This is a genomic window from Leeuwenhoekiella aequorea (genome assembly GCF_004104375.1).
Lineage (GTDB): Bacteria > Bacteroidota > Bacteroidia > Flavobacteriales > Flavobacteriaceae > Leeuwenhoekiella > Leeuwenhoekiella aequorea.
Genome location: NZ_QOVM01000003.1, coordinates 393,661 through 416,922, shown reverse-complemented (window position 1 = coordinate 416,922; position 23,262 = coordinate 393,661). Strand labels below are relative to the sequence as shown.

The following is a 23,262-nucleotide window of genomic DNA, read 5'->3' as shown; positions in this document are numbered from 1 at the left end:
AAGAGAATAGATGAAACTGTCAAAACTATTAGAGCCCTTCCAAGCTTTACGTAATCGTTTATTCGCAAAACTTTATTTGGCACAGACCATAAGTTTATTGGGCGATGCCTTTACGTGGGTCGGGTTGGCTCTTTTGGCATATCAGTTCGGCGAAGAAAGGGCTGCGGTCATATTGGCAACAGCTCTTACTTTACGAGTTACTGCATTCATTGTATTTTCGCCTTTTGCAGGCGTATTAGCAGATAGGATTAGCCGAAAGAAAATACTCTATACCACACATTTTATCAGAATGGTTATAGTAGGTTGTCTGCCTTTCGTGACTGAAGAATGGCAAATTTATGTCCTCATTTTTCTGATGAATGTATTTAACGCATTTTTTAGTCCGACTTATCGGTCTATCATTCCGCAGATTGTAGATAAATCAATATACAGACAAGCGATAGGTTTATCGGCAGCCACGTATCAGCTGTTAGGAGTATTGGGTCCAGGCTTGGCAGGGATTTTAGCCATCTGGTTAGGTGCAAGGGAAATATTTTTTGTCGATGCTGTTACATTTGTTATCGCAGGTATTTTATTGTTGAGCCTTCCAAAAAGTAAGCTGGATATTGTTGCAGACGAAATCGAGGGTAAGATAAAGCCAACCACTTGGCAAGATGTTTTAAAGGGTATTAGACTACTATTTTCCAATCAATACGTGCGCTTCGCATTATTCATTGAATTTGTTTCTGCGGTTGCTGGCGCACTTATCTTGGTCAATACCATCATATTGGTCAAAGGTGGATTGGAACTTACAGATAAAGATTACGGAATCATTATGGCAGCTTTCGCTATTGGTGCAATGGTAGCGGCATTTGTTTCTGGAGCAATTGATAAATCCAAATCAAGACGCATATCTCTCATTATTGGAGCTCTGATTTTAGGAGTTGCCATAAGTTTTGCCAATTACCTCGATTTTTCAATGTTATTCATTGTATGGATTGTTGCCGGACTTGGTCAAAGCCTTGCGGAGATTCCATCCGAAACACTTATCGGAGAAACAGTACCCATCGAAGAACAAGGTAAAGTCTACGGTTCTCATTTTGCATTTTCACATCTATGGTGGGCATTTGCATATCCATTGGCAGGATTTTTGGGTACTACATTCCCAAATCAAAGCTTCCTTTATGGAGGCATTATTACATTAATAATATTGGTGTTAGTGGTTATTTTATTAAGACCTAAAAAACATTCATTATAAATAGAATACTATGGAAGAATATAAAAATAATAAACCCGTTATTTATCGGTGTGACGGCGTTAATTGCCGAAAGAAAAAAGGAAAGCTTTTAGATTATTATATAAAGAAATACAAGTTAAAAAATAAAATTGAGGTTGACGATATGGACTGCAACAACAAGTGCGAACAAGCACCTGTTATGCATCTTCATCCAGAGGATATATGGTTTTCGGAAAAAGATTTAGGGACAATCGTTAAAAGACATATTTTAAATAAATAATTGGTTTAAATTGGAAACAAATTCACCTTCTTACATTGGTAGGGAGGTTTTTTTTATGCCATTAGATTTATTCCCATTCAGCACATTCCCCTACATTCCGCGAAAAGCTTCATTACGGCAAAAGCGCTTCACTACTGAAAGTCTTGGACACGACTTTAAAGCTTCCGTTTTCCATTCCACTTGCCCGCTCATTCCCGAGAAAAGTCAGGAAGCGGTCAAACTATATTCCAAACTTCACCTTTAAAGTCAAGTCCGCTTTAAATCCTGCATAATAAGGATAAATAGTTTTCTTAATCCGTTCAGCACATTCCCCTACATTCCGCAAAAAGCTACATTTCGGGAAAAGAGCTTCTCTACAAAAATCTTGGACACAATCCCCAATTTTAGCTTTCCATTCCGTTAACCCTTCCCGATGCTCTGGGAAGGAACACTTCATTCCTTTGCTAAAATTGTGAATCAAGTCCGCTTTTCATCGGAAAGTCATCACTTCGGTTTTTTTAACAGGATTTTCGGCGCGGTCTTCTTGAGCCCTCACTCAAAAATACTTAAAAACCGAACCGCTGCCTTACACATTTTAAGGGGTTTATAATGGATAAAGCCTTTGTTGTTTTTCGGGTCGTCGAAAAACAGGCACGACATAACCAATTCTAAATTAAACCCAACTGCTCACCTCGCTTAACTTCCCGTACGCTCGGGTCGCAACTGGATTTAAAAGAATTGCTAATGCCCTTATGGAACTTGTCAAGACTATACAAGTTTTAGTGAAAAATAAGGTATCTACTTCCTTGAAAATCCAAGGATTTTACTACGTCGCAAACACACCTGATTTTACCCTAAAAGTCTGGACAAAACCCACTCTATCCATTGTGCGGTGCACAGAAGAAAAGAACAAACACCCCTTAAAATTTAATTCAGTTTAAAACAAACAGGGGAAATATAAACCAGTCTGTAACAAAGCAGACACAAATCTTTTTATTATGAGTACTATTAGAAATCACGTACAGTTAATTGGAAACGTTGGACAAGAGCCAACCATTACGAACCTTGAAAGCGGTAAGAAAGTAGCCCGTTTTTCACTCGCCACAAATGAGTATTACAAAGATGCCAAAGGCGAAAAACAAACTGACACTAATTGGCATACGGTAGTTGCTTGGGGCAAGACCGCTGAAATCGTTGAGAAATTTGTCGAAAAAGGCAAAGAAGTTGGAATATCGGGAAAACTTAAAACCCGAAGCTATACAACTGATGATAACGAACAACGCTATGTTACCGAAGTTATAGCCGATGAAATCCTATTACTTGGAAGCAAAAGCGATAAGTAATCTTCAAAATTAAAGAGGGCGCACCTGTCGAAAGTTTCGCCCTCTTTTCATTATTCACACATTAAATATATGTACAATGAAAGCACAAGTTAACGAAATAAAAGAGCGATTGCAATATTTTAGTGGAACAGAAATGTTTTATCAAATCCCATTATTGCGAACCCGTTTTACGGACGGATTGAAATATTTATCGGAAGTAGCTGAATGTTTTTGGCTCATTACGGACACGTCCGTAATTGCAAAAAGTCTGATGAACCGAAGCGAATTTGTAACCATCGATTTCAAAAGATTGTCCAAAGAAAAACAGGATTATTCTGGTTATGAAGCCGAGATAATTTACAGCGATGGCAACGACAATATTTTGGAAAAACACGGCTACAGGGCAACCGATTTTCCACTCGATGAACTGCGGTTATTTTTTGTAAATGATACGCTGATGTTACCAAGCGAATATTAAAAATCGGACGTTATGATATATCTAAATTTTACCGATTTGAACGAGGAAACACAAGAGCGATTAATTGCCAATTCCAAAGAAGAAGTAAAGGAAAAGTACGGCAAGGATATAATGGATTATGCCACAAAGCATAATACCAATTTGGATAAGATGCTTGATGAAGAAGCACTTCGGAATTTGTATTCGTATAAATACATTTTCAACATATAAATTTTATGAAATTAAAAGCAAGCACCTCTAAATTTTAGAGGTGTTTTTCTATGCAATTAATATATAGTCAAGAAAAAAACGTATCTTTATTTCGCTGAAATTCAGCATTCAAATTTAAGTAGGGTTATCCACATTTCGACTTTCGCCGATAACCGTACACATCGAAAATAACATATCGGAAAATCATTTTCCCTGAAAATGGCAATCGGCTTTTTAGCCGGATTGTATGGATTTTTGTCACGCTTGCGCGTGACGAAAAGGAATAGCAAGAGGGTAACGGGCTGCGCCGCGTTACATATTCCTTTTTCATTTTAATCTATTGATTTTTAAGTACTTAAAAATAAAGTAGATATAAAAAATCCATCGATTTGCGTCAAATGGTCTTGAAACACCAGTAAACAGGGATGGATTTACGTCAAATCTTTAAAAAAGCGAAAGGAAATGGACTCATTCATCACTATCAGGTTCAAACGGAAAACTGCCAAAAGGTTTCAGGAATTTTCCAAGAAGCACTTCAAAACGCATACGGAAGCGATGGAAAATATCCTTGATTTTTTCTTTTACAATGAGATATCACCAAAGGAAAAATTGGGACCAACTGGACGTACCATCGAAGCTAAGTTACTCAAAAGAATCAATGCAGTTATCGCCATAATGCGAGACGTGGAAAAGACCCAAACCAAACCTACGGTTGCAATGTTGCAATCTCTTTTTGTAATGGACGAACCCAAAAAGAAACCGCTCATTTTGGAAAAAAAATATGCTGAGGAAAAGAAAGAAGTACGCTTTCGCGAAAAGCGAAACACCAACAATGAACTTTAAAAATTTAGCTTATGTACATCACAATCACACCTCAAAAAATGGGCGGTAACTTTTCCAAAAGTTCAGCAGATTTTGTGGGCTATTTAGAGAAGGAAAACCAAGGATTGGAACAACACGAAATGGAACATTTTTTCAATCAATATGGCGATGAGATTTCCGCTGATGAAGTAGTCAAAGAAATAGATGGAAATACCGCAAAACTGGAAAAACACGAACCAAGGTTCTATTCAATTACCGTGAGTCCTTCAAAATATGAACTGCGAAAACTTCAGAACAGTAGCGAAGATTTAAAAAGATATACTCGCGAGCTGATGAAAGATTATGTGGCTTCATTTAATAGAGAAATTAAAGGGCGACCTGTCAGTATCGACGACATAAAATATTATGCTAAAGTCGAAAACCAACGCACATTTAAGGGGACGGATTTTCAGATTAAAGAGAACCAACCCTTTGCCACAAAAATACTTCAGCTAAAAACTGAAATCCGAAATATTCAAGAAGGGCGAGCTGAAGGAAATATCAAAAAGATGAAAAATGAAATTGCCAAACTGGAACGCCAAGCACCACATCAACAAAATGGAAAACGGATTGTCCAGGGAATGGCGAAAGATGGAAACCAAAGTCATATTCATATCATCGTAAGCCGAAAGGATGCGTCCAACAGATTCAGTTTGTCACCCGGAAGTAAATACAAAGCTTCCGATGTGAAGTTGAATGGGGAAACCGTAAAACGTGGTTTTGACAGAGACAAGTTTTTTGAGAAAGCTGAAAAGACGTTTGACAAGACTTTTGGCTACAAACGCAATTTTGCCGAGACCTACAAAGGACGAAAGGATTTTGTAAAAAATCCCAATCTATATTTCGCTGCCTTGATGAAATTACCAGCAAATGAAAAGGCATTGGCTTTCAAAATGATTACAAAAACGGGATTGCCGATAGTGCCAAGTATTCCGGTAAGTCAAACTCAAATCGCACTTCGGATTTTCAAAAGGTTAAGACGTGGTGCTGAAGTGGCCATCAAATCAAGTTCAATAGGAATTTAGCGTATGGAAATAAACAATCTCATAACGATACTTTCAATTATTGGTGTGGCCAGTTGTGTTTTCTATGCAATGTTTCGGGTAAGTAAGTATGCGTTCCTGTTAAATATCACAATGCTTTCGGTCTTCATTTTTTATATTACTGAAGGAAATGAATTAGTGTCAATATTGCTTTATTTGGTTTGTCCTCTAATGCTAATTAATATAGGATTCTATGTTTTTCTGCATAAAACTGAAACCGTCCAAAATGGCGATACAAAGTATCAGGTCAATTTCGCCACGACCAAAGGAAATTTCAAATTGGATAATATCAAAAGGGGCGCATCCATAATCGGTTCTGCCGGAAGTGGAAAGACCGAAAGTGTCGTGTATGGCTTTTTAAAACATTTCCGGAAAGAACGCTTTTGCGGAATCATTCACGACTACAAGGATTTTGAACTGACTGAAATGGCGTATCCGCTTTTAAAGGATAGCAATATCCCGTTTAAGGTCATTTCCTTTGATAAAATCATCCACAGGGTAAATCCTATTGCGCCACGTTATTTAGAGAACGAGGAAAGCGTAAACGAAGTGTCAAGAGTATTGATTGAAAACCTTTTGGAACAAAGAGAAAGTGGAACAACAGGAACAACCAAATTTTTTAATGATGCTGCGGAAGGTTTAATTGGTGGGTTGATTTGGAAACTGAAATGCGATTATCCCAAATACTGTACGCTACCGCATTTAATAGCCATTTATCAAATACTCGATACCGATAGCCTAATCCAGTTTTTGGAAACCAACACAACATCAAGAGCGATGGCAGATGCTTTTATTAGTGGCAAGGATTCTGAAAGACAGACTGCTGGTGTTAAAAGCACCTTGGCAAATGCGCTGAAACGAATTAGTACACAGCGCATTTTTATGGCATTGTCCGCAGACGAAGTGCCATTGAATATCAATAGCGAGGAAAATCCAGCGGTAATTTCGATAGTCAACAACCCAAAATTTGAAACGTCCTATTCGCCAGTAATAGCTACAATTATACACACCATTACAAAGCAAATGAGCGTTCGGAATTCTAAACCGTCGTTCTTGCTGATGGAAGAAGCACCGACCATTCGTTTGTTGAATATGCATCGTATTCCAGCTACATTGAGAAGCTATAATATCTCTACAATTTACGTGATGCAGGATAAAATTCAAAACGATATGATGTATGGCGATAAGGCAAGCAAAGCAATATTGAGTAATCTATCTTATCAGTTTTTCGGAAAGGTAAACGACCCAGATACTGCGAAATACTATGAGCGTTTTTTTGAAATTATCAAAGACCCAACCAAGAGTATAAGTCGTGGTCATAATCTGGATTTTGATACACGAATTACAACTGGAGAAAAGGAAATTCCAAAGATTAGAGCAGACGTTTTCTTCAGATTAAAACAGGGCGAATTTATTACCTACGCTGATGGAAGGGATAAAAAAGTGCAATTCAAATTAACCGACATTAAAAGGGAACTTCTCAAAGAAACGAAGCAGTTTTCTCAGGCGGATTTAGCGGCTAATTTTGAGCGGGTTTATGATGAGGCTAAGTCGATATTTAAATAGTTTAATATTTCAAATAAACTAAAAACCTCGTTTTACCCTTGTAAAGTTTAAAGATAAAATTATATTTATAAAATCTAATAAATCGCAACAAGCTCAAAAACAATATGGAAGAATATATGACTGAAATAATTATAGCTGTTATTGGGCTTTTAACCGTTATTGTAGGTGGTGCTCTGATTTCAATAAATAAATCAAAAAAAAGAAATCAAAAGACCAACCAAGAAAACATAACTATTAAAGGAAAGAAAAATAAAGTTATTGGTGGAGACGATAACTCGAAAAGTTAATGGCCAACTCAACAAATCAAAACAATGCCAATATCAGCGGACAACAAAATAAAATTGTTGGTGGAGATGACAATTCGCAGGTAAATAATAATTATGGTAGCAATGGGAAACTTGCTTCGTTATTCGATAAACTAAAATCCAGTTTTGATAACAGTGAAGAGATTGAACGAATTTCAAATGACTTAAAAAGATACACTACTCGTAGAGATACAATAGGTCTTGAGAAAAAATTGGAGATGGCAGGTAAAAGCTATCTCTATGAGGATTTTGCTTGGTTAAAGCAAGAGTTTTATAAAAAATTAGTTCTCTATCAAAATTATGAACCTGCACAAGAAATCTTCGCTTATATTCTTGCAATTGTTTTAGAAAAGCACATTAATATTATAAAACCTATGATTAGGCATAATGAAAGTGAAAAGTTGATTTTATCTACAATTTCTAATGATATTGTAAATCCGATACTTTCGTTAATACAGTCGGAAGGTTGCAATGATATTATTGGTTTATCATCGACGGAAATTCAAGGAATGTTTCATTATTTAACTGGCAATTGCCATATCAACTGGACGATATGATTGTATATCAAAAATCATTCGACCTATATCATACCGTTTATCGGATGATTAAACTTTTAGCTCATTTTAAAGAGGATGGATTGATAGAAATTGATAGATTGAGAATTTGGGATTATTACTTACTCTATCCTAATAAAATGCAGAAAATCAAACTAAAACAAAATGAAAATGATATTAGAAAAATAATTAGAAATTTTATTAGCTCAAAGGATAACCCTTATGAAAGGGTTCTAAATGATAGAAAAATGTTTGAAAAAATCAAACCTTATCAAATGACTGCAATTAAATGCTTGGCGTCTTATGGAATAATCAATAAAGACTATTTATCCGAAAATAGAATTACAAGTATCTCTTCAAATATCTTGACAGAATACGAGGATGATTTTAAAAACTTGAGTGTCCAAGAAGAAAACGCTATAAAATTACTGACCAGTCATTTTTATAAAGTCCCCTTATTTGGTGTGGATGGTTTAAAAAGTAGAACTGGTTTATTAGAAAGCAAATACGATGCACAATAATTTATTTATAAATAGAATGATAGTATTTACCAGGGATGGTAAAATTGCTTATGATGAAAACTTCCATAAAGGAATTAATATCATTAGAGGTAATAATAGTAGCGGTAAATCTACAATCACACACTTTATCTTCTATGTTTTAGGTGGTGCATTTAATGATTGGGTCAAAGAAGCTAAAAAGTGTTCACAAGTAATTGCAGAAATAGAAATTAATGGTGCAACATTAACATTAAAACGCGAAATCAATTTAAAAGACGGGAAAGCAAATAGAACTGAAGGGTTATATATTTATTGGGGAGAAATTGATACAGCGATGGCAGATAGCCAAAATTGGCAAAAATTCAACTTTAGTTTAAGTCAAAGCAAAAAAAGTTATTCCAACGTACTTTTTGAGAATTTAGACATTCCAATTGTAAAAGGCGAGAATAATATTACAATGCATCAAATCTTGAGGTTACTTTATGTTGACCAAGATTCGCCGACGAATTCACTTTTCTATTATGAGGAGTTCGATACGACCCTTACAAGAGAAACTGTAGCAGATTTACTTTTAGGTGTTTATAACCAAGAATTGTATGACAAAAAGCAAAGAAAAGTAGATGCCGATAAAGAGTTAGATGATACAAAAAGAGAAATAAAGGTAATAAAGCGTTTTATCCAAAATCCTTATGATTTAATTCCGTCAAGCTTAACTGAAAGAATTGGTGCAAAAGAAAAAGAGATAATAGAAATTGAGAATTCAATAATTGAATTTAAAGATGCTGTAAAAAAAGTAAGATATACGAAAAAAACACAATTAGAGTTCGAAAAGTTAAATCAAGAAGCTATTATTCAAAGGCAATTAGTCGCAAATTTAGAGAGAAATATTAAATCCTTTCGTTACGAAATTGAAGATACGGAGTACTTTATAGAGGCACTTAAAAATAAACTTAAAGCAGTTAATAAATCCATTTTAACTCGTGACCTTTTAGGTAATTTTCCAATAGAGAATTGTCCTGAATGTCTTTCGCCAATAAAGCCAATCGAAGATTCTAAAGTTTGTAAGCTTTGTAAAACTGATATTGATGATAGTTTCGGAATTACACAAGCAAGAAAAATTGAGCAAGAAATAGACTTTCAAATTCGAGAATCGAAGAATCTTATTGTCATTAAAAAACGTCAACTATTAGACAGGGAAGCAGAATTAGATTCAAATAAACTCAAACTTTTTCATATTCAACAGCAGGTTAATAGCAGTATAAAAGATGTTAAGACTGTAAGAGAAGAAAAATTAGACCAACTATATACTGACAAAGGGTTTGTTGAAGGGGAAATTGCTCAATTAAGAACTTTATATGAAAATGCAGAAATATATCAAAAATTGATAAAAACTCAATCTGATTTGGAACAGGAAATTTCCACATTGAATTTTAGTATTAGAGCCTTAACTGCGGCTCAAGATATTCTAAAGGCATCCACTAAAAAAACAATTGAACAAGAAGGCGTATATCTTCTAAATAATGATTTAAAAAGACAAGAGGATTTTTATGAAGCAAAAGAATTTCACATTGATTTCAGAAATAACATTGCTTATATTTCAGATAAAGATGCCAAATACTCAGCCAGTTCAAGCTTTTATTTAAAAATAGCAGCTCGTTTTTCAATCTTTTTAGCTTCTCTTTCTATACCCAAAATGCGATATCCGAGGTTTATTTTCTGTGACAATATGGAAGATAAAGGAATCGAAAAAATTCGAGCCGAGAATTTTCAAAGAATATTAGTTGAAGAAGCGGAAAAATTTGAGTCAGATGATTTTCAAATGATATATACAACCTCATTTATTCCTGATGAATTAAATATTGATAAATATACTGTTGGAGAGTTTTATACCGAAAGTAATCCTAGCCTTAAACACGTATAAATCTATATTTTCAAGTAAATGACCGAAACAAACCGCATAGAATATAAACGAGAATTGTCCGATGGACTCGAAAAAGAGGTCATTGCTTTCTTGAACTACCGTGAAGGTGGCATTATTCATATCGGCATCGATAAGGATGGAAATACTTACGGATTGGCAGATGCAGATGGCGACCAGTTAAAGATTAAGGATAGGTTAAAAAATAACATCCGCCCTTCCGCCCTTGGTCTGTTTGATATTGTGAGTGAAGAACGAGATGCCAAGAATATCTTAAAAATCATTGTGGCGAGTGGTCCTGAAAAGCCCTATTATCTCAAAAAGTATGGGATGAGCGAAAAGGGTTGTTTCATTCGCTTGGGTTCAGCAGCTGAGCCGATGCCTCAAAAAATGATAGACGAGCTTTTTGCCAAACGTACCCGAAATTCCATCAGCAAAATTAAAGCGGGTCGGCAGGATTTAAGTTTTAGTCAGTTGAAAATCTACTACGAGGAATCGGGACACACACTTGGTAAAGCTTTTGCAAAGAACTTGGAACTACTTACCGAAGATGGCGCATTCAATTATGCCGGCTATCTTTTGGCAGATAAGAATAACACTTCTATTAAAGTGGCCAAGTATTCGGGCAAAACCCGAACAGACCTTATAGAAAGCAACGAATATGGTCACGAATGCCTGGTCAAAGCGACCAAGCAAGTGATAGATAAAATTGCTGTCGAGAACCGAACCAACACAAAAATAACGGCTAAGGAAAGACAACAAGCCAACCTTTGGAATTCCATCGCCTTACGCGAGGCCATTATTAATGCCTTTGTGCATAATGACTACACCAATGAAATAACCCCAAAGTTTGAAATTTTTAGCGACAGAATTGAAATCACTTCGGCCGGTAGTTTACCAGAAGGACTAAGCGAACAGGAATTTTACGAAGGCTTCTCAGTCCCGCGCAACAAGGAATTGATGCGGATTTTCAAGGATTTGGAACTGGTAGAGCAATTGGGCTCTGGCATCCCTCGTATTTTGGAACACTATGGGAAAGAGAGTTTTAAATTTTCAGATAACTTCCTTAGAATGACTTTTACAGCTAAAGAAACTGCTGTTGAAGAAGGTGGTCAAATAGGTGGTGTAATGGGTGGTCTAAAAGGTGGTCAAATAGGTGGTCAAAAAGATGCTGAAATTGACGATATCAAAGAATTGACACATAGACAAAAGGAAGTTTTAAAATTAATTGCTTCAGATAACCGAATCAGCCGTTCAGGAATAGCAGAAATTCTACATATAAACGAATCTGCAATTCAGAAACATCTAAACAATTTGAAGGATGCTGGCTTTATAGAGCGTGTCGGCGGTACACGTGGTTATTGGGAAGTTAAATTATCAAAATAAGATTATATGAAATATTTTAGAATTATAGTATTTATTGCCGCTGCATTAATGATGAGTTGCAATACCGAAAAATCAAAATCAAAAGTAGAAAATCCAGAATTCACTACTATCGAAAAGAAATCAGACACGCTTACCAAACACCTAAAACCCTTCAAGTCGGAATTGCCTACAATCGGGCTTTTAATTTACAACGGTATTTTACAAAGTGAAGTCATCGCAACATCTGATGTTTTTACAAAACCTACGGAAGATGGAAAGCAACTTTTTAATGTCGTTACCATAGCAGAAACCAAAAATCCAATTACCACGGAAGAAGGAATGCAATTTGTCCCTGATTATACATTCGATAATTGCCCAAAGCTAACAGCCCTATTCGTTCCAAGTGCTTACGATATGTATGCCCAGGTTCACAATGATATAATAGTAAATTTTATTAAAGAAAAAAATAAGGAAACAGACTATACCGTGAGCAATTGCGCTGGTGCACAATTAATTGGAAAATCTGGGATTGCAGATGGCTATAAAATAGTAACGTGGATTGGTGGTGGCGAACAGTTGCAAAAGGACTATCCGAACTTGAAAGTTCAGAACGATAGTTTAGTAACGTATGTTAAAGACGGAAAGTTTCTTTCTTCAAACGGAAATTTAGCAAGCTACATCCCAGCCTTGGAATTGGTCGAAATAATGACAAGTAAAGAACACAGAAAGTTTGTTGAAAGTTACTTGTATCTCGATAGACTTCAAAACTGGAAGGAATAATCTTAGCAATGAGACAGAAGCTTTAAAAAGGCGATTTATCCTTTGAGCCTCTCGCATCCGCTAACCATTTGCCATTTTGTTTGACCAGTTTAAAAACACCAGGTGTTTTATCGTAAGCTGTTGTATATTTTACCCAAGCCACGTCGCCCATAATCGTATCCTGCAAAACAGTAAAGTTGGAATCGTCCTTTGGTGTAGCATTGAACATATTTATAGTATTCATATAGTTGGAATACGCCTGTGGTGTTGAGTTAGCTTTTAAAGTCTCTTCATCCTTTTCGTAAAAACTTTCAATAACAATTTGGGCTGTGGCACTTGGTCCCGAGATTTTAGTTTCAGAATCAGCACAAGAAAGGAACAGTACTATGAGCGAGAAAACAACAATTTTTTTCATAACAGTATTAATTTGGGTTATTGATATATCTGTGTGATAGTTTCAGTTCTATGTTTCGTTCGCCATCCTTTTCATTCAATTCCAAAATCGCTCTACGATCGTTGGACAATGAAAATTTAGGCATCACATAAACAAATCGTACCGTTTTACCTTCCTTGATTTTAGACGGCAGATTATGTTTATATATCGGCTTTTGATATAGTCGTTGCAAGGATTTTCTTTTTCCTTTTTGTCTCGTTTCAATCGACAGGTTCAAGAAATTTAAATCGTAATCCAACGAAGAATTATTTTCAATCTCGATAACGAAATACAATTCATCCTTATCAAAAACAATATTTTCAACGGTCAAGATTATGCCTTCATTCCGTTTCTTAATCCGACCTATGCGCTGTTTTCGTTTGAGTAGATACGAGCAGAATTTTTGGTAATAATAGGTTTTATTATCTACAAGTTCTTCAGAAGATTCAACAAGCGCCGAATCAGTTACAATCGGTTTTTCATTACCGATACTATTTGATAGCGGAATGAAATAATTGAGCTTAGAGAGCTGCTTTTTATATCTTACAATATACGAAAAAATTGAACCATTTCTGTTGACTACCAGCAAATTACTTTCCTTCCCAGGCTTTGCCTGAAGTAGTCCGAAATACTGTTCTTTTTCACGATTATAGGTAAATACAAAATTGTCAGAACCAGTTATACCTTGCCGTATTGGTTCTGGGAAGAATAGCGCAACGTTCTTGGTGTCGTTTGCATAAATGGTGTCGAGTAAATGAGTGGTTTGTGCTTTTACTTTTGCGAAAGTCGAACAAATAATAAGAGCGGAAATAATGATATAATTTTTCATAAGAGTGCGTTTTAAATGCCCATTATGGGCTCATAATTTCGGTTTTAAGATTAATCTGTAATTGTTCAAAACCGTAACTTTTACATTGCGGTTGCTACGTCTAAGTACCTTTGTAACACCACCTACTTGTGGAACGGTAGGTATGTTGATGTCGCCAATAATATCGTCCAAGACTTCGGTGGTGGCTTCAGCTCTAAAATTGTTCTCGACATAAATGCCCTCACTACCATCTGACAAATCGAATGCTTTGAGTTTAGTAGGATGATGTTTAATGTTCTCAATATCTATCAATGCACGGTTGGGCTGAAAGCTTATAAAACCAAAAATTGGTGTGTTTTTAGGCATCTGCTTACCGTTTATTGTTGCAGGTTTGGTAAGGCGCATTCGTAATCTGGTATTTGCTTTTACTATCTGGTCGCCATCTACTACCACGTAAATTGTTTCATCGGTATTACCAATTATTGAAACCTCGTTCGGTTTTGGCGAAGCAGCAAAGAACAATTGGTGTTCCAATCCCAATTCTTTGGCTTCAATTTTTTGTTCCCGCTTTACTTCAGCAGAATCGATTGTTGATACCACTTTGCGAACAGTTCTTTTCTGTCCCAAATTCTGGTATCGCTTATCTGAATATTGAATCTTGCCAGCCTCATAGATGCTATCTACGATACGCTCTTTTTCGCGTTCTGGAAGATCTGGGTCGTAAAATCCCAAGGAATCGATTAGTTTTTCATCATAGATGCTTGGCGCATTGTTTTCACGTACTTTCTTCAAGTCGTTAATTGCATCCAATTTGGAATCGTACTCTTTTTGGTCCTCTTCCAAATCAGGAACTAAGGTCTGCTTTAGGTTTTCAGTTTCAGCTTCATCATCGCCCATAACCATTACGGAATAGGAAATGAGGAATATGAAAATCACGGCCAAAACCGCTGCAAATACTATTTTATTCTTTTCTACTTTCATAAGAGTGAGTTTTTAAATGCCGATTATCGGCTTTCAATTTTCATCGTTTAATTTTTTTAAGGTGTTCTCGAAGTAATTGGTTATCAATAATCCGTGTGGATTGTTTGGGAAATTTCGGTCAACCATAATCAGGTTTCCGGTAGAAAACAATTCATAAGTGTCGATGATTGAACCTCTATTGATTTCAAAAATCGTTGTCGTCGCAAAACTGTACGAGCCATCATTTTCAGATATTCTTGAATCGATGCTCAGTACTTTTTGAACCAAGGAATACTGAAGCAATCTGTTGTAAACACCATCGGCCTTTTTCTGGCGGTAGAGATTGTCCACGGAACTATTGCCCAACCACAATGCTTTTTCAAGATTACGTTCATAATTACTGGCATCGATGTTATAGAAGTAGTTATGGAACAGATCCAAATGTGCTAAAGCTTCAACCCGAAAATTTTCCTTTTGGGTCACGAGCTTCAGCGGGATAATACTACCATCGGTATTAATGGCAAAAGTACTATTGAGTGCTTTTTGATTGGTGTTGAACACCATCCAAACTGAAAAAGTGCTGGACAGAAACGCACAGGCAACAACTGCCAAAACGATAAATCGATTCAGTTTTAGGACATTATAAATATTCTTATATGGTGTTTTCATATTAATCTGATTTAGGCGGTAAATAATCTGAGTGTAAAGGACGTGGCACGTTTATACAATTTGAATTTCAGGAAAACAATAAATGCAACTGAACCTAATTGAACCACAGGCGCAAAAAAACCTTGACCTGTATCGGTACCAAATAAGTTGACCCAGAAATTGGTGTTGATTTCCGTATAAATAGCGTTAACAAATACATTGACTAAAAAGAATGCCGGCACTAACATATATACAGCAGCATACAACTTGAAGAATGTGTAAGCGAGCGAACGAAACTTTTCAAAAACTGCAAGGCTAATGACCAGAGGAAAGAAGGCTTGCATTATTCCCAAAAGGAAGAAACGTTCTGCAAGGAATAGAGGATAAATGAACAAATCCAATATCCAGAGTATCGTACTTAGGATGAATGCCAATATTTTAAAACCGTATAACGGTGTTACTAAGGCTTCATATAGAAGCGTCATTGCGGAACTTGCGGCATCAAAGAGACTTACATCTTCCTCTAATGGAATATCCTGCATTTGCAATGGTAATAACGCAGGTGCTGTGCCCCTATATTGCCCCTCGATGGCTACCAATATCCCATCAAAGAACCCTAACACCTGCGTTGAGAAAATTACTAATATGACAATGGCGAAATTCTTCATCAAGTCCCCTGGACTCAATCCCCAAGTATAGCCATCTTTATCCGCAACACCTTCATTGTATTTTTTCAGGATGTTAACCAGAAAAAACAGGACAGCGAGCGTTTTCATTCCGGCAATAGTGTATTGCGAAAAGTCGCTGGCCTGTATGGTCTGGAAAACCGTGTCGATATATTCCAATCCAATCCCTAAAATGATGGTCGCCGTCATTTTTAATAATTGGTTTCTCGGTTATTGACTTTATCCTGCATTTTTCTAAAAGAAATAATGTCACGATAGCGTTTCGTTTTTGTAGTGATGGTGGAAACCATTTGCTTTGATTCGAGTTCTTTTGCTTTTAGAATTTCAGCACGTTCGGCATCACTCATTTTGAGATAATCGCTGGATAGGACTTCATCGATAAAATCCACCGTGTCCAATGAGTTTTGAACTATAGCGCTAAATGATTCCGTGACCCGAGTAACTTCCTCTGGTTTGATATAGGGCGAGTTCAGAATATCCTGCAAATCATTTTGCATTACATTGATAAGGCGCTGATTATTGTCTGCAATTTCTTGGACAGCGTTGAGTTGTTGAACTACGCTTGATACTTGCTCGATGGCTTCTTTAGCATCCTTTAGGAATTTTACAGACTTAATCATTTGAGCGGTTTGTTTACCTGATTCCAATAGTTGTTTTACCAAACTGATAAAATTGGTATTATCATAAGTGGGCATTCCTTGTGCGGTAGCATTACCTGACATAAACAAGGTCAGGGCTGCGGTCATTACTAAAATTTTGATTTTTGTCTTCATAATATTATGTTTTAGAAGTGAATTGAATTATTGCCTTTTGCATATCGTGATGCTCATTGTAGAGCTTCATTATTTCTTCGTTTTCCTGACCATCGGTCAAATAAGCTGCGTACACTTCCTTCGGAACTTCAAGACGGAAGATGTTACTTTCCCTGCCTATCTTGATGAACATTTCGGTGTACTTCCGTGGTCCAGAAAGATTGTTCTTGATGGATTTTAATTGGTTCAAATCGTGGCTGGATAGATTGAGACGTTTGACCAATTCGTCATAGCCTTTTTCATTATTCAAACTATAAATGACCTGTGTGTTTTCCAGTATGCTCGCTGAAGTTGAATTGTTCGGAAGCTGATTAATGGATTGAAGAATAATCCCAATAGCACCGTTCTGTTTACGAATTGCTTGGTAGTAGAACTCAACGCTTTCCAATACGTTTTCAAACTTCAGTTGCTTGGCAAACTCATCAAAAAGAATGATGCCTTTTTCAGCCCTATTTTTCCAAATGGTTCTTTGGATGGCTGACTTAATCAGCTTCAACATCACGGATAGGATTTCTTTGTTATCCTTTACTTCATCCAGTTCAAAAACAATCAATCGTTTGTCTTCGATTTTATAAGTCTGGTCTTCGCTGACTTCAAATAGAAAGCTGTATAGACCATCGCCGACATATTCGGACATTACGTGCAAGAAGCTCGTGACATTGAAGTAGTCGGGATGGATTTTAAGAGTGTCAAGTAGATTTTCTTGGCTTTTTTCTATAAAGCTGTAAAAACCATCTAACGAGTGATTTTCAGAAGTACTATCATAATAATGGCGCAGTATCTTTTTAACGGAAACCGATTGTGCTTTCGTAACTTTTAAATCTGAAGCAAAGAGTTCAAATAGAAAAACGGATAAGTCTTCCAATCGCTCTGGTGTTAAGTCATCTTGATGACTGATGTAAAATGGATTGATACCCAAGTTCTTTCCGCTTTCGTAGCGAAGCACCGTATATTTTTCAGGATAGAGCTTTGCGAATTTGGTGTACGAGCCACCTAAGTCGATAATGACCAAGCGAACGCCACTTTCAAAATACTGGCGCAGAATGTTATTTGCTAAAAAGGATTTTCCTTCGCCAGTTGGGGCGAAAATGGCAAAGTTTCGTGCCTTGATGCGTTTCTTCTTTTCATCCCAAACATCCTTTAGAACAGGAATGTTATGTTCACGGTCATTAAAGATGATTCCGGTATTATCGCTTTTATAGTTGGTGTTATTGATGAACAAGCAGAGCGCGTGTTTTAAATCGGTTACATATAAATCGTTGTTTGAAAAGTTGGATGAAAAGCAGCAGTAACTATTTAGAATATAGTTTTTACGTTCTTCGCCTCGTGGGTAATACGGGATGATATCCAATTCCTTAAATTCAGTCTTTATTTTTGAAGTTATCTTGTCGAGCTCTTTAGCTTCCTTTGCCCAATACACGATATTAAGATGACCACGAATAATCCGTGCGTTATCATCGGCATTGATTTGGTCAAGAATGTGCTGAATTTTGCCAAGAACCACTTTATTCTGCGAACCGAAGTTGGAACTTTTGTTGAGTTCCTCAATCTTCTTGTCGAGCAGCTTGCGCCACTTTTGTTTATCATCGAGATAGATTATCTGGTTGACGATATGATTTTCATTAAGCGTAAGCCCAAGACCATCAATAAACCCTTGATGAAACACAAAATCATCTGAAGTGAATTTCTCATTGGTTTTGCTACTCTGTACACTTTCGCCAAAGCACAGTTCGCTATTGATGGCAAGGGCATCAAAATGGTTTTCGCCAATATTGACGCTTTTCTTTTCCAGTATTATGTCAGTATCAAAGCCTTCGTTGAAGCCATTAAAATAGCCACTTGTGAGCTTCTGAATATCTTCCGTTTTAAGGGGAAGGAACGCCATTTTTCGGCTATTGTTTATAAAGGAAACAGAGTCGCTTACCGAGTTGACGAAGCTTTTAATGTTGTCATCCAGTTCTTGTACAATTCCCTTTGAAGCTTTTCGGAACGGATTGACATATTTTGGGTTGTTAAGCGCCTTGTTTTTAGTGAGGATGAAGAACAGATAACATTTATGTTCAATATGTCCCCGACCCTTAAAATGCTCGTGTGTTGCTTTCTCTAAAAAAGTTTTATTGGGAAGCTGTTCCGAAGAATAGGATTTCTTCAGGTAGATATCCTGTTTGTGAACCACTGTCCCAACAGGCAAAGATTTTAAAGCCTGAAACCAAGCACCGTGCATATCTTCAAAATCCTTTTCGGACAAAGAATAGATTTCGGGTAGGTTTCCTTCAAAACACAATACCACATTGCCATTATTTGCAAATACGATATTATCTTGAATATCCGTAATGGGTTGATATGCCGAAAGATTAATCTTGTTCATAATCGAAGCCTGAATTTCTTTTGTTACTGATAATTTTTGGGAAGGCTTTCGCCATTTGGAAAAGCTGCGGATTGTGGTTTATTCGAGTCAAGGCGACATATAATGCAGCATTGAATACCAATATCCCTATAATTATCCCAAAGCTGAAAGAGAAAATAATTACTAACAGCGATGCAAGTATGGAAACCATCATCAAGGCAAACAGGGAAATGGGCAGCCCAAATATGACCGCCCGTTTCCTAATGTTTTTATAGACCTCGAACCGTTTCATTTATACTACGATTCCTATTAGGTAAGTGAAGATGCCTACGACTGCGCCTGCAATCAAAACAAATACGAGAACCCTTGTGATTCCTTTTTTGAGGTCAGCATTTTCCCCAAAGAAATGTCCTGCATTAAATAGGAAACCAACTAGGAAAATAACCCCTAAAATGATGGGAAAAATGGTTCGGATGGTGTTTGAAACATCATCGACCGAATCTTCAATTCCCCCAATTTGAGCAAAAAGTGATGTTGAGAGCAACGACAAAAAAGTTGCCAAATAAATTGATTTTTTCATAGCGTAACAGTTTAGAATTTTGTGTTGTTTTCGTTATTGGAAATTTACATATATTTGTTCATAAATAACTGATTATCAAATATTTGTGAATAAAATATTATTTGATTTAGTTTGAATTCGTTTGTTATTATTTGGCATCAAATTCTATGGATTTTAGAAAGTAAATTGTTGATAACCCAAAAATTGAAAATGAAAAAAGTGCTCAAAAACGTCAGTTTTGTGATTTTGCTCTTAAAAATGTGCATCATTTTTGGACAGGAAACGACTGCTCAAAAAAGAATTGTGATTGATGTTGGACACGGTGGAAAAGATTCTGGTGCAATCGGAATAAATGGCATCCAAGAAAAGGATGTGGTTTTGGATGTTGCAAATGCCATTTTGAATCTAAATAATGAAATGGATAAGCCTTTGGATATTTATTTGACCAGGTATAGTGATACGCTCATTTCGCTATAGGATAGAACCAAGCTGGCCAAAGCCTTAAATGCTGATTTGTTTGTGTCTTTGCATTGCAATCATTCTGATAATCCAGAAGCAAGCGGGATTGAGGTTTATTCTTCAAAGAAACAAGGGGAATATTCTAAAGAATCCGTTTTCATTGGTTATCAAATTGAAAAAGTATTTTGTGAAACAATAGGCTATCAAAGTAGAGGTGTGAAGTTTGCGAACTTTCAGGTACTTCGAGAAACTGTTGAGTATTGCACATCAATACTATTGGAATTGGGCTTTTTATCCAATTGGGATGAGGGAAGCTATATTTTAGATAACAACAATATTGAACGCATCGCACTATCAATATTAATATCCATTAAAAAATCCATAAAATTATGAAAGATATTTTTTTAGAGTTAACAAAGAGCTTGAAGGCTATAGTAGAGCAGTTTATTTCAGAAATAATTTTGCTGTATAAATCCTTTAGAAGTTAGATTACCTAAGTTTATTATCTACACATTATAAAAAACAATTTATTCAATAGTGTATTTAAGTATTTGCTTAAATAATATAATAATGATATATTTGTGGCCACTTTAAATCAAAAAAGATGAGCTTGGAAATAACCTGTACACGGAACGAAGCAGACAAGAAGCAAATATCGAGATGTAAGGAAACCATAGAGAATTCTTCAGGTAGCTTAGAAGCAATAAGCAAAATTTTGTCTCTTGCGGGAAGCGAGGTACGACTGAAAATTCTATTTCTATTGAACATAGAGAATGAACTGTGTCCTTGCGATATTGCTGACATTCTTGAAATGAGTGTTCCTGCCGTATCCCAACATATCCGTAAAATGAAGGATGCGGGAATTATTACATCGAGACGTGAAGGGCAAACATTGTATTATTCGCTGGTAAAGAGTGAGGACAATGTTTTGAATGGAATTTTCAATTCAATTTCAGCAAGAAAGAAAACAGCTTAGAAAGTTTACATTATGGCACCGAATAAAACTTCAAATACCGCGGCCTATACCGGCATTTTTACCGCAGTTGCAGCATCAATATGTTGTATAACCCCTGTCTTGGCATTAATTGCTGGAACAAGCGGAATTGCATCTACATTCTCTTGGGTCGAGCCATTTAGACCCTATCTTATCGGCTTGACCATTATTGTTTTGGTCTTTGCCTGGTACCAGAAACTACGACCGAAAACACAGGAAGAAATAGATTGCGCCTGTGAAGATGATGCGAAACCATCGTTTTGGCAATCCAAACGGTTCTTATTGATAGTAACACTATTCGCCGCATTGATGCTGGCCTTCCCGTACTATTCCAATCTATTTTATGCACAGCCCGCCAAGGATATCGTCTATGTCTCTCAATCCAATATCAAAAAACAGACTTTTGAAGTCGCTGGAATGACCTGTGCAGGTTGTGAGGCACACGTAGAAAGCGAAGTCAATAAATTGGACGGAATTATTTCTATCAAAGCCAGCTACGAAAATGCTAATACCATAGTGGAATTTGACAAGACCAAAACCGATTTGCCCACAATCCGAAAAGCTATAGAAAGCACGGGGTACAAAATAATAGAATAATGAAGATTCAATTAAAATCTACGATTACCTGTCCAGAATGCGGCCACAAAAAGGCTGAAGAAATGCCAACCACCGCCTGTCAATTCTTTTATGAATGTGAGAATTGCAAAACTGTTCTGAAACCAAAAGAAGGGGATTGTTGTGTATTCTGTTCTTATGGTACTGTGGCTTGTCCGCCGATTCAAGAAAATAAAAATTGTTGTTAAAAAGCCATACCTTAAATTCACTTCCGTTTATCCCCAGCTTTAGTATCAAAAGCAATCAAATTAAAAAGTTCTCGCATTCGGCTACGCACACGATTACCATAGCGTTCTTCCAGTTCTTCAGCATTGAGATTGGTTGTGGCGTGCGTCTTGATTTTGTGTTTGGTTTGTAAGTAAAGCTCGTATCGGGATAAGAGCACTTCGCCCATTACGTTCAAATCCTTTCCGTAGAATCTACCAGATGGTTCCACACCTAAATCATCAAAACAGTAAAATTTGGTATTACCATACTCTTCAACCGTTTTAAACCCAAGATGGTTGAAACTGAAGGTTACATTCCGGCAGGGAATCATTTCGTAAGGTCTTTGTAGTGGAACCAAATGGCGCAACAATTTCATCAAACTGGTTTTGCCGCAGCCAACGGGTCCGGAAAGTAGAATGCCTTTGTCAATGTCAATACCATAAGTCTCACAGTTGTCTTTATCCTTGATGAAGTAGGAACAGAGCTTCAGCAAAATATCCTTGTCTTCATCATATATCCTAAACTTTTCGCCAAACAAAAGTTTGCCTTTGGCATTTAGGTAAATCAAGATTTTTGGAAAATCATAGATCACACTTTTACCATCAAATTTTCCGAGCGAATATTCCACGCCACCTTCGGTTATTTTAGAGGGGTTGTCCATAATCTTTGTTTTTAGTGGTTCGCAAGTTGTCCTTGATTTGGGACGCTTGTTTTTTGTTTGGTTTTTTTTCTTCGTCGAATATTTCGGTTCTGTCCATCCAGTTGATGGCTACGGCACGCCAATCTCGGATGTCTTTTCCGTCGCTGGTTTGCCAATTACGAGTTTGGTAATGCTCAAAGAATTTTTTTGCTTCATCAGCATCAAAACCTTTTTCTTCAAAAAAAATGAAAACGGCCTGCCAGCCCTTTGGCTGTTTTATATTGTTTTCTTGTTTGTTATTGTTTATAGTAGATACCAATGCTTGTCCACCTATGGGACGGTGTTGGTTCACTACTTGTCCGTTATTGGGACGGTGCTGTCCCACAACTGGTTCACGTATGGGATGGTAGTGTTCCGCAAGTTGTTCTAATGTGGGATTGTACTGTCCCACAACAGGTTCATCACTTGTCCCGATAATGGCCATCTTTATTTTGCTGCCTTTGTACGGATTGTTGGAAGGGAAATAGCTCAAATAGAGCCAAGAATCTAATTCCGTTATGCACCGATGATAGGTAGATTTTGAACCTATTTTGGCACAACGCATCAAATCCCTACGGTTTACATATAGTTCATCTGCAAACCTTGAGCTGTTCCATTCTTGGAACAGCGCCATATATAAGCTTATATGGGTAGGATTTAGGCGGTCATCAAAATAGAACTTTTCAAAAGCCGCATTAAGTAGCTTTATATAGTTCATCG

27 protein-coding genes and 1 pseudogene are annotated in these 23,262 nt (G+C 36.6%); 18 read left to right on the top strand and 10 right to left on the bottom strand.

What is annotated here, in order from left to right; translation table 11 throughout:
* Positions 1-10: 10 nt before the first annotated feature.
* The 14 genes from DSM00_RS09330 (at position 11) to DSM00_RS09265 (ending at position 12,356) form a co-directional block, all read left to right on the top strand.
* Positions 11-1,237, top strand: a complete 1,227-nt coding sequence (locus DSM00_RS09330; RefSeq protein WP_128757743.1) for an MFS transporter — start codon at positions 11-13, stop codon at positions 1,235-1,237.
* A gap of 10 nt (positions 1,238-1,247) precedes the next feature.
* Complete coding sequence (locus DSM00_RS09325; protein ID WP_128757742.1) at positions 1,248-1,496, top strand: (2Fe-2S) ferredoxin domain-containing protein; 249 nt, start codon at positions 1,248-1,250, stop codon at positions 1,494-1,496.
* Positions 1,497-2,473: 977 nt separating this feature from the next.
* Positions 2,474-2,818 (top strand): single-stranded DNA-binding protein, encoded by a 345-nt coding sequence (locus DSM00_RS09320; RefSeq protein WP_128757741.1) that lies wholly within the window; start codon positions 2,474-2,476, stop codon positions 2,816-2,818.
* Positions 2,819-2,894: 76 nt separating this feature from the next.
* Positions 2,895-3,275, top strand: a complete 381-nt coding sequence (locus DSM00_RS09315; RefSeq protein WP_128757740.1) for a DUF6876 family protein — start codon at positions 2,895-2,897, stop codon at positions 3,273-3,275.
* Positions 3,276-3,287: 12 nt separating this feature from the next.
* Positions 3,288-3,485, top strand: coding sequence for a hypothetical protein (locus tag DSM00_RS09310; protein WP_047550397.1), 198 nt, complete (start codon positions 3,288-3,290; stop codon positions 3,483-3,485).
* A gap of 441 nt (positions 3,486-3,926) precedes the next feature.
* Positions 3,927-4,307, top strand: a complete 381-nt coding sequence (locus DSM00_RS09305; protein WP_128757739.1) for a BfmA/BtgA family mobilization protein — start codon at positions 3,927-3,929, stop codon at positions 4,305-4,307.
* 11 nt (positions 4,308-4,318) lie between these two features.
* Complete coding sequence (gene mobB / locus DSM00_RS09300) at positions 4,319-5,350, top strand: MobB family relaxase (protein WP_128757738.1); 1,032 nt, start codon at positions 4,319-4,321, stop codon at positions 5,348-5,350.
* Positions 5,351-5,353: 3 nt separating this feature from the next.
* Positions 5,354-6,934 (top strand): type IV secretory system conjugative DNA transfer family protein, encoded by a 1,581-nt coding sequence (locus DSM00_RS09295; RefSeq protein WP_128757737.1) that lies wholly within the window; start codon positions 5,354-5,356, stop codon positions 6,932-6,934.
* Between the two features lie 104 nt (positions 6,935-7,038).
* Positions 7,039-7,221, top strand: coding sequence for a hypothetical protein (locus tag DSM00_RS09290; protein WP_128757736.1), 183 nt, complete (start codon positions 7,039-7,041; stop codon positions 7,219-7,221).
* Positions 7,221-7,796: an ABC-three component system protein gene (locus tag DSM00_RS09285; RefSeq protein WP_128757735.1), complete on the top strand. Its 576-nt coding sequence runs from the start codon at positions 7,221-7,223 to the stop codon at positions 7,794-7,796. Before DSM00_RS09290 ends, DSM00_RS09285 begins: the two co-directional genes overlap by 1 nt.
* A 44-nt stretch (positions 7,797-7,840) precedes the next feature.
* Entirely contained in the window at positions 7,841-8,314 is a 474-nt protein-coding gene (locus DSM00_RS09280) for an ABC-three component system middle component 5 (RefSeq protein ID WP_241652382.1), read from the top strand.
* On the top strand, positions 8,304-10,214 hold the full coding sequence (locus DSM00_RS09275; protein WP_128757733.1) for an ATP-binding protein: 1,911 nt from the start codon (positions 8,304-8,306) through the stop codon (positions 10,212-10,214). Before DSM00_RS09280 ends, DSM00_RS09275 begins: the two co-directional genes overlap by 11 nt.
* A gap of 18 nt (positions 10,215-10,232) precedes the next feature.
* Positions 10,233-11,597, top strand: a complete 1,365-nt coding sequence (locus DSM00_RS09270; protein WP_128757732.1) for an RNA-binding domain-containing protein — start codon at positions 10,233-10,235, stop codon at positions 11,595-11,597.
* Between the two features lie 6 nt (positions 11,598-11,603).
* Entirely contained in the window at positions 11,604-12,356 is a 753-nt protein-coding gene (locus DSM00_RS09265) for a DJ-1/PfpI family protein (RefSeq protein WP_128757731.1), read from the top strand.
* A 22-nt stretch (positions 12,357-12,378) separates the two neighbouring features.
* Here the strand turns inward: DSM00_RS09265 and DSM00_RS09260 are convergent, their stop codons facing one another.
* The 8 genes from DSM00_RS09260 to DSM00_RS09220 form a co-directional block, all read right to left on the bottom strand.
* Complete coding sequence (locus tag DSM00_RS09260) at positions 12,379-12,750, bottom strand: hypothetical protein (RefSeq protein WP_128757730.1); 372 nt, start codon at positions 12,748-12,750, stop codon at positions 12,379-12,381.
* Between the two features lie 7 nt (positions 12,751-12,757).
* Complete coding sequence (locus DSM00_RS09255) at positions 12,758-13,597, bottom strand: DUF4138 domain-containing protein (RefSeq protein ID WP_128757729.1); 840 nt, start codon at positions 13,595-13,597, stop codon at positions 12,758-12,760.
* Between the two features lie 30 nt (positions 13,598-13,627).
* Positions 13,628-14,557 carry a conjugative transposon protein TraM gene (gene traM, locus DSM00_RS09250; RefSeq protein ID WP_128757728.1) on the bottom strand — a complete coding sequence of 310 codons (930 nt, stop codon included), beginning with the start codon at positions 14,555-14,557 and terminating at the stop codon, positions 13,628-13,630.
* 33 nt (positions 14,558-14,590) lie between these two features.
* Positions 14,591-15,205 carry a conjugal transfer protein TraK gene (locus DSM00_RS09245; protein WP_128757727.1) on the bottom strand — a complete coding sequence of 205 codons (615 nt, stop codon included), beginning with the start codon at positions 15,203-15,205 and terminating at the stop codon, positions 14,591-14,593.
* An 11-nt stretch (positions 15,206-15,216) separates the two neighbouring features.
* Positions 15,217-16,059: a hypothetical protein gene (locus DSM00_RS09240; protein WP_128757726.1), complete on the bottom strand. Its 843-nt coding sequence runs from the start codon at positions 16,057-16,059 to the stop codon at positions 15,217-15,219.
* Positions 16,060-16,061: 2 nt separating this feature from the next.
* Entirely contained in the window at positions 16,062-16,643 is a 582-nt protein-coding gene (locus tag DSM00_RS09235; RefSeq protein WP_128757725.1) for a conjugal transfer protein, read from the bottom strand.
* 4 nt (positions 16,644-16,647) lie between these two features.
* Positions 16,648-19,050 carry a TraG family conjugative transposon ATPase gene (locus tag DSM00_RS09230; protein ID WP_121344402.1) on the bottom strand — a complete coding sequence of 801 codons (2,403 nt, stop codon included), beginning with the start codon at positions 19,048-19,050 and terminating at the stop codon, positions 16,648-16,650.
* A 271-nt stretch (positions 19,051-19,321) separates the two neighbouring features.
* Positions 19,322-19,609 carry a hypothetical protein gene (locus DSM00_RS09220; RefSeq protein ID WP_121344404.1) on the bottom strand — a complete coding sequence of 96 codons (288 nt, stop codon included), beginning with the start codon at positions 19,607-19,609 and terminating at the stop codon, positions 19,322-19,324.
* Between the two features lie 189 nt (positions 19,610-19,798).
* On the opposite strand from DSM00_RS09220, the pseudogene DSM00_RS09215 reads away from it, so the two are divergent.
* The 4 genes and pseudogenes from DSM00_RS09215 (at position 19,799) to DSM00_RS15660 (ending at position 21,844) form a co-directional block, all read left to right on the top strand.
* Positions 19,799-20,440: pseudogene (locus DSM00_RS09215) on the top strand (N-acetylmuramoyl-L-alanine amidase family protein).
* Positions 20,441-20,651: 211 nt separating this feature from the next.
* Positions 20,652-21,023 carry an ArsR/SmtB family transcription factor gene (locus tag DSM00_RS09210; RefSeq protein ID WP_008610939.1) on the top strand — a complete coding sequence of 124 codons (372 nt, stop codon included), beginning with the start codon at positions 20,652-20,654 and terminating at the stop codon, positions 21,021-21,023.
* A gap of 12 nt (positions 21,024-21,035) precedes the next feature.
* Positions 21,036-21,638 (top strand): mercuric transport protein MerTP, encoded by a 603-nt coding sequence (merTP, locus tag DSM00_RS09205; RefSeq protein WP_008610940.1) that lies wholly within the window; start codon positions 21,036-21,038, stop codon positions 21,636-21,638.
* On the top strand, positions 21,638-21,844 hold the full coding sequence (locus tag DSM00_RS15660) for a GDCCVxC domain-containing (seleno)protein (RefSeq protein WP_008610941.1): 207 nt from the start codon (positions 21,638-21,640) through the stop codon (positions 21,842-21,844). The genes merTP and DSM00_RS15660 overlap by 1 nt, the downstream gene beginning before the upstream one ends.
* Positions 21,845-21,861: 17 nt before the next feature.
* On the opposite strand, the gene DSM00_RS09195 is transcribed toward DSM00_RS15660, so the two are convergent.
* Both DSM00_RS09195 and DSM00_RS09190 read right to left on the bottom strand, forming a co-directional pair.
* Positions 21,862-22,524 carry an ATPase gene (locus tag DSM00_RS09195; RefSeq protein WP_008610942.1) on the bottom strand — a complete coding sequence of 221 codons (663 nt, stop codon included), beginning with the start codon at positions 22,522-22,524 and terminating at the stop codon, positions 21,862-21,864.
* Complete coding sequence (locus DSM00_RS09190) at positions 22,508-23,260, bottom strand: hypothetical protein (protein ID WP_128757724.1); 753 nt, start codon at positions 23,258-23,260, stop codon at positions 22,508-22,510. The genes DSM00_RS09195 and DSM00_RS09190 overlap by 17 nt, the downstream gene beginning before the upstream one ends.
* Positions 23,261-23,262 lie beyond the last annotated feature (2 nt).

Bases quoted from the DNA above. Each gene is read 5' to 3' on its own strand.
- mobB (WP_128757738.1), top strand. From the start codon at position 4,319: ATGTACATCACAATCACACCTCAAAAAATGGGCGGTAACTTTTCCAAA.
- DSM00_RS09275 (WP_128757733.1), top strand. From the start codon at position 8,304: ATGCACAATAATTTATTTATAAATAGAATGATAGTATTTACCAGGGAT.
- DSM00_RS09315 (WP_128757740.1), top strand. From the start codon at position 2,895: ATGAAAGCACAAGTTAACGAAATAAAAGAGCGATTGCAATATTTTAGT.
- DSM00_RS09240 (WP_128757726.1), bottom strand. From the start codon at position 16,059: ATGACGGCGACCATCATTTTAGGGATTGGATTGGAATATATCGACACG.
- DSM00_RS09285 (WP_128757735.1), top strand. From the start codon at position 7,221: ATGGCCAACTCAACAAATCAAAACAATGCCAATATCAGCGGACAACAA.
- DSM00_RS15660 (WP_008610941.1), top strand. From the start codon at position 21,638: ATGAAGATTCAATTAAAATCTACGATTACCTGTCCAGAATGCGGCCAC.
- DSM00_RS09265 (WP_128757731.1), top strand. From the start codon at position 11,604: ATGAAATATTTTAGAATTATAGTATTTATTGCCGCTGCATTAATGATG.
- DSM00_RS09310 (WP_047550397.1), top strand. From the start codon at position 3,288: ATGATATATCTAAATTTTACCGATTTGAACGAGGAAACACAAGAGCGA.
- DSM00_RS09320 (WP_128757741.1), top strand. From the start codon at position 2,474: ATGAGTACTATTAGAAATCACGTACAGTTAATTGGAAACGTTGGACAA.
- DSM00_RS09190 (WP_128757724.1), bottom strand. From the start codon at position 23,260: ATGAACTATATAAAGCTACTTAATGCGGCTTTTGAAAAGTTCTATTTT.
- DSM00_RS09325 (WP_128757742.1), top strand. From the start codon at position 1,248: ATGGAAGAATATAAAAATAATAAACCCGTTATTTATCGGTGTGACGGC.
- DSM00_RS09235 (WP_128757725.1), bottom strand. From the start codon at position 16,643: ATGAAGACAAAAATCAAAATTTTAGTAATGACCGCAGCCCTGACCTTG.
- merTP (WP_008610940.1), top strand. From the start codon at position 21,036: ATGGCACCGAATAAAACTTCAAATACCGCGGCCTATACCGGCATTTTT.
- DSM00_RS09290 (WP_128757736.1), top strand. From the start codon at position 7,039: ATGGAAGAATATATGACTGAAATAATTATAGCTGTTATTGGGCTTTTA.
- DSM00_RS09295 (WP_128757737.1), top strand. From the start codon at position 5,354: ATGGAAATAAACAATCTCATAACGATACTTTCAATTATTGGTGTGGCC.
- traM (WP_128757728.1), bottom strand. From the start codon at position 14,557: ATGAAAGTAGAAAAGAATAAAATAGTATTTGCAGCGGTTTTGGCCGTG.
- DSM00_RS09255 (WP_128757729.1), bottom strand. From the start codon at position 13,597: ATGAAAAATTATATCATTATTTCCGCTCTTATTATTTGTTCGACTTTC.
- DSM00_RS09270 (WP_128757732.1), top strand. From the start codon at position 10,233: ATGACCGAAACAAACCGCATAGAATATAAACGAGAATTGTCCGATGGA.
- DSM00_RS09210 (WP_008610939.1), top strand. From the start codon at position 20,652: ATGAGCTTGGAAATAACCTGTACACGGAACGAAGCAGACAAGAAGCAA.
- DSM00_RS09245 (WP_128757727.1), bottom strand. From the start codon at position 15,205: ATGAAAACACCATATAAGAATATTTATAATGTCCTAAAACTGAATCGA.
- DSM00_RS09195 (WP_008610942.1), bottom strand. From the start codon at position 22,524: ATGGACAACCCCTCTAAAATAACCGAAGGTGGCGTGGAATATTCGCTC.
- DSM00_RS09305 (WP_128757739.1), top strand. From the start codon at position 3,927: ATGGACTCATTCATCACTATCAGGTTCAAACGGAAAACTGCCAAAAGG.
- DSM00_RS09330 (WP_128757743.1), top strand. From the start codon at position 11: ATGAAACTGTCAAAACTATTAGAGCCCTTCCAAGCTTTACGTAATCGT.
- DSM00_RS09280 (WP_241652382.1), top strand. From the start codon at position 7,841: ATGATTAAACTTTTAGCTCATTTTAAAGAGGATGGATTGATAGAAATT.
- DSM00_RS09230 (WP_121344402.1), bottom strand. From the start codon at position 19,050: ATGAACAAGATTAATCTTTCGGCATATCAACCCATTACGGATATTCAA.
- DSM00_RS09260 (WP_128757730.1), bottom strand. From the start codon at position 12,750: ATGAAAAAAATTGTTGTTTTCTCGCTCATAGTACTGTTCCTTTCTTGT.
- DSM00_RS09220 (WP_121344404.1), bottom strand. From the start codon at position 19,609: ATGAAAAAATCAATTTATTTGGCAACTTTTTTGTCGTTGCTCTCAACA.